Consider the following 4,710-nt stretch of genomic DNA (forward strand, 5'->3'; position numbering starts at 1 on the left):
TGCTGTATGTCGACGAGGGCCAGGTGCTGACCTCGGCCGGCAGCGCCGCCGGGTTGGACCTGTGCCTGCACATCGTGCGGCGTGACTGGGGCGCGCGCATCGCCAACCAGGTGGCGCGGCGCCTGGTGGTGCCGCCGCATCGCGAGGGCGGCCAGGCCCAGTATGTCGACCGGCCGGTGCAGGTCGAGGAGCGGCCGCGCCTGGCCACGCTGTTCGACTGGGCCCGCCGGCACCTGGCCGAGGACCTGCCGCTGGAACGGCTGGCCGGCGAGGCCGGGATGAGCCTGCGCACCTTCCTGCGCCGCTTCCGCGAGGCCACCGGCACCACCCCGGCGGAATGGCTGGTCGGCGAGCGGCTGGCCCTGGCCCGCGACCTCTTGGAGACCACCGACCTGCCGGTCGAGCGCATCGCCACCGAATGCGGCTTCGGCTCGGCCGACACGCTGCGCCACCATTTCCGTCGCCGCCTCGCCACCAGCCCCGCGCGATATCGCGCCGGCTTTGCCCTCGGTTGAGCCGAGGATCGCCATGCTCAGATTGTTCGTCGCCATCGCCATTCCCGCCGCGCTGCGGCCCCGCCTGTCGTTGCTGCAGGGCGGCGTGCCCGGGGCGCGCTGGACCAACCCGGCCGATTTCCACCTGACCCTGCGCTTCATCGGCGAGGTCGACACGCTGGAGGCGGAGGAGATCGACGAGGCGCTGCATGCGCTGGCCGCGCCCGGCTTCAGCCTGGCGCTGGACGGGGTCGGCCAGTTCGGCACCAGGCGCGCCGCCTCGACCCTGTGGGCCGGGGTGGTGGCGGAGCCGGCGCTGACCTTCCTGCACGCCAAGGTCGACCGCGCCCTGGTGGCCGCCGGCCAGCCGCCGGACGACCGCAGCTACGCCCCGCACGTCACCCTGGCCCGGCTGCGCCAGGCCCCGGCCGAGCGGGTCGAGCGCTGGCTGCTGGAGCATGCGCCATTCCGGGCCGAGCCCTTTCCGGTCGACGCCTTCCATTTGTACCAGAGCCATGTCGGCCGCGAGGGCGCGGTCTACGAGATCCTGGAGAGCTACCCGCTGGCGCCGCCGAACGGGTAGGGGTCACCGCGCCCGCGCGCCCAGCCCCATCGCCTGGCGCATGAAGAAGCGCTTCACCGGCGGCAGCCGGCCGACCGCGGCAAGGCCGAGGTCGCGGGCCAGCTGCACCGGCGCCAGGTCGGTCGAGAACAGCCGGTTCAGCCCGTCAGTCGCCAGGATCATCGCCACATTGTCCGGCCGCCGCAGCCGCTCATAGCGCTGCAGCAGCGAGGGATCCCCGAGGTCGAGACCGAGGCGGCTGCGTTCGACCAGGAGTTCCGTCAGCACCGCGATGTCGCGCAGGCCGAGATTGAGGCCCTGGCCGGCGATCGGGTGGATGCCGTGCGCCGCCTCGCCGATCAGCGCCGCCCGCCGGGCGCCGTAGCGCCGGGCGTGGACGACGCCGAGCGGATAGGCGAAGCGCTTGCCCAGGGTGCGCACCGGTCCCAGCCAGTCGCCGACCGTGGCCTGCAGCGCCGCGTCGAAGGCCGCGGCCGGCCGGTGCACCAGGTCGTCGGCGGTGTCCGGATGCTCGGTCCAGACGATCGAGGAGCGGTGGTTGCCCTCCTCGTCGTCCGTCATCGGCAGCACCGCGAAGGGGCCGGCCGGCAGGAAATGCTCGACCGCCACGCCCTCATGCGGCTCGGCATGCGCCATGACGCAGACCACCGCCTTCTGCCGGTAGGCGAAGCTGCGCGCCGGGATGCCCAGCTGCTGCCGGGTGAAGGAGCCGCGGCCGTCGGCGCCGATCACCAGCTCGGCCCGCACCACCCGGCCGTCGGCCAGGGTCACGGCGGCGTGGCCGGTGCCCGTCTCCACCGCCACCACCTTGGCCGGGGCGACATGGCGCACCGCCGGCAGGGCCTCCAGCCGCTCGAACTGCGCCAGCCGCAGCAGCCGGTTCTCGACGATGTGGCCGAACGGGGCGCTGCCCGATTCCCCGGCCATCTCCTGATGGTCGAAATGCAGGAACACCGGGGCGCGGCCGTCGGCGATGCGGATGTCGAGGATCGGCTCGGCCTGGTTCGCCACCGGGTCCCACAGCCCGGCCGAGGCGACGATCCGGCGCGACCCGTAGGACAGCGCCGTGGTGCGGCCGTCGAAGGTCGGCAGGGTGCGGGCGGCCGCCGGCTCCTGGTCCAGGATCACGGTATCGATGCCGGCCTGACCGAGGGCCGCCGCCATGGTTGCGCCGGCCAGGCCACCGCCGACCACCACGACCTGGGTGCGCAAGGTAGTGCTGTCGTTCATGGCGCGCAGCATCGGAGCGCGGTGCCGCGCTGTCCAGTGGCGGCGTGTCACATCGGCGGGTGTCCGCCCGCCGTTTCGTGGTAGGCTTTCGCCATGGTCCGGATTCTTCTCCTGTCCGTCCTGGTTCTGGCCGCCGGATGCTCCGAGCGGCGGGGCGTCGGAGTCGCTGCCGGCGGGACCTGGGGCTCGTCCGGCGGGGCCGGCAGCCTGATGTCGCTGTCGATCCCGTTCGGCTCCTGACCCGGGCAGCGCCCCAGGCAACATCGCGTCGCTCGCCGATCCCGATTCGTTCGTGATTCGTCCGGGCGTTCCCGAACCGTGCCGGCCCGGCCACACCGTGGCCGGAAAAGCGCGCCGCCTTGGCCGATCAGCGACGCCGGATTTGACAGGAGAGGTCAGAAGACCGGATAAAGTGATTGGAATCTAAGAGCTGTTTCGCGGCGGCACCGGCCGCCGGAAGCGAGGAGAGAGGCCGGCTACAGCCGGCCCGCCGCGGAAGAGGGTGTTGCAGGAGAGCATGCGGGGCGGCCGACTCAACGAGGCATTGGAACGGCTCGCGGACTATCCGTTCGCGCGTCTGGCGACGCTGTTGTCCGGCGTCACGCCGCCGGAGGGGGTGACGCCGCTGGCCATGTCGGTCGGCGAGCCGCAGCACCAGCCGCCGGCCTTCCTGGCCGAGGTTCTGGCCGCCAACGCCGGCAGTTGGAACCGCTACCCGCCGGTCGGCGGCACCCCGGCCTTCCGCGAGGCCTGCGCCGGCTGGCTGCAGCGCCGCTTCCGCCTGCCGGAAGGACTGGTCGACCCGGCCCATATCCTGCCGCTGTCCGGCACCCGCGAGGCGCTGTTCCTGGTGGCCGAGCTGGCGGTCGACCACCGCCCCGGCGCCAACCAGGTGCCGGCCATCGCCCTGCCCGACCCGTTCTACGCCCCCTATGAGGGTGCCGCGGTGATGGCCGGGGCCGAGCCGGTGTTCTTGCCGGCCGGGCCGGCCACCGGCTTCCTGCCCGACCTCGACGCGCTGGAGGCCGACGCGCCGCTGCTGGCGCGGCTGAAGCTGCTGTATCTGTGCAACCCGACCAACCCGCAGGGCGCCGTCGCCAGCCGGGCCTATCTCGACCGCGCCATCACCCTGGCCCGGACGCATGGCTTCATCCTGGCGGCCGACGAGTGCTATGCCGAGATCTATGACCGCGACCCGCCGGCGGGCGTGCTGGAGGTCGCGGCCGGACGCGACGGCGGGTCGCTGGACAACCTGCTGGTGTTCCATTCGCTGTCGAAGCGGTCGAACGCGCGGGGCTGCGCAGCGGCTTCGTCGCCGGCGACCCGGCGCTGGTCGCCGCCTTCCTGCGGCTGCGCAGCCATTCCGCCGCCGGCATGCCGCTGCCGATCCAGGCCGCCTCCGCCGCGCTGTGGGCCGACGACGCGCATGTGATCGAGAACCGGGCGCTGTACCGGACCAAGTTCGACGCCGCCGAGGCGGCTTTGGGCGGGCGCTTCGGCTTCCGCCGGCCGGAGGGCGGCTTCTTCCTGTGGCTCGATGTCGGCGACGGCGAGGCCGCGGCCCGCCGGCTGTGGGCCGAGGCCGCGATCCGCACCCTGCCCGGCGGCTACATCACGCGCCTGGACCGGCCGGAGATCGGCCGGCGCTGGCTGCGCGTCGCCGTGGTCCACGACACCGAGACGGTCGGGCGCGCCCTGACCCGGATCGGCGAGATCCTAGCCGAGGCGGCAGAATGACGATGGCCGGAACCTCCTCCCGTCGAACGGCGGTGACGCGCAGCTCCGGCCGCGGCGCCGCCGGCAAGCGCTCCTTCCTTCCGCCGGTGGTGCAGGAGTTCCTGCGCAACCGGGTGCGGGAGCTGAGCGGCTTCGGCATCGCCGTGTTCGGCTGCGGCCTGCTGGTCGCGCTGGTCAGCTACGACCCGACCGACCCGTCCTGGAACACCGCCAAGGCCGGCCCCGCCGCCAACCTGCTGGGCCGCCCCGGCGCGCATGTTGCCGACCTGCTGATCCAGACGCTCGGCATCGGCGCCTTCCTGCTGGCCGTGCTGCCGCTGTTCTGGGCCTGGCGGCTGATGCGGCACCAGCCGCTGGACCGGGTGTGGTGGCGCGTCACCAGCATGCTGTTCGGCGTGCTGTTCCTGGCCGCCGGCCTGTCGCCGCTGCCGGCGATCGAGGGGCTGGGCCGAGCGCGGCTCGCTGGGCGGCGCCGTCGGGTCGATGATCCTGCGGCGCATCTCCGACACCGTCATCATGTCCGCGGGGCCGGTCGCCACCTTCTGGCTGGCGCTGGCCACCGGCGCCGTCGGCCTGCTGCTGGTGCTGGTCGCGCTGGGCCTGTCCTCGACCGAATGGCACCGCGTCGGCTCCGTCACCGGGGCCGGCGCCCGCGCCGGCGCGTCC

6 protein-coding genes are annotated in these 4,710 nt (G+C 73.6%); 5 read left to right on the forward strand and 1 reads right to left on the reverse strand.

The genetic code is table 11. From position 1 onward, the window contains the following. Window positions 1–515 (forward strand): helix-turn-helix domain-containing protein (locus P409_RS27075; protein ID WP_034845717.1); only part of this gene is annotated, 515 nt, incomplete at its 5' end. Window positions 516–528: 13 nt separating this feature from the next. Next, window positions 529–1,077, forward strand: coding sequence for an RNA 2',3'-cyclic phosphodiesterase (gene thpR, locus P409_RS27080; protein WP_034845718.1), 549 nt, complete (start codon window positions 529–531; stop codon window positions 1,075–1,077). 3 nt (window positions 1,078–1,080) lie between these two features. Here thpR and P409_RS27085 read toward each other — a convergent pair whose 3' ends face one another. After that, window positions 1,081–2,307, reverse strand: a complete 1,227-nt coding sequence (locus tag P409_RS27085) for a UbiH/UbiF/VisC/COQ6 family ubiquinone biosynthesis hydroxylase (protein ID WP_034845722.1) — start codon at window positions 2,305–2,307, stop codon at window positions 1,081–1,083. 544 nt (window positions 2,308–2,851) lie between these two features. Between P409_RS27085 and P409_RS27090 the strand changes: the two genes are divergently transcribed. From P409_RS27090 to P409_RS27095, 3 genes are all read left to right on the forward strand, one after another. Then, the gene (locus P409_RS27090; protein ID WP_343285527.1) at window positions 2,852–3,739 is read left to right on the forward strand and encodes an aminotransferase class I/II-fold pyridoxal phosphate-dependent enzyme; all 888 of its coding nucleotides are present in this window, start codon (window positions 2,852–2,854) and stop codon (window positions 3,737–3,739) included. After that, entirely contained in the window at window positions 3,658–4,044 is a 387-nt protein-coding gene (locus tag P409_RS41430; protein ID WP_343285528.1) for a hypothetical protein, read from the forward strand. The genes P409_RS27090 and P409_RS41430 overlap by 82 nt, the downstream gene beginning before the upstream one ends. Beyond that, on the forward strand, window positions 4,041–4,710 hold a 670-nt coding region (locus P409_RS27095), incomplete at its 3' end, for a DNA translocase FtsK 4TM domain-containing protein (protein WP_193366528.1). The genes P409_RS41430 and P409_RS27095, both read left to right, overlap by 4 nt.

Origin of the sequence: Inquilinus limosus MP06, from assembly GCF_000767795.1 — a bacterium.
Classification (GTDB): Bacteria; Pseudomonadota; Alphaproteobacteria; order DSM-16000; family Inquilinaceae; genus Inquilinus; species Inquilinus limosus_E.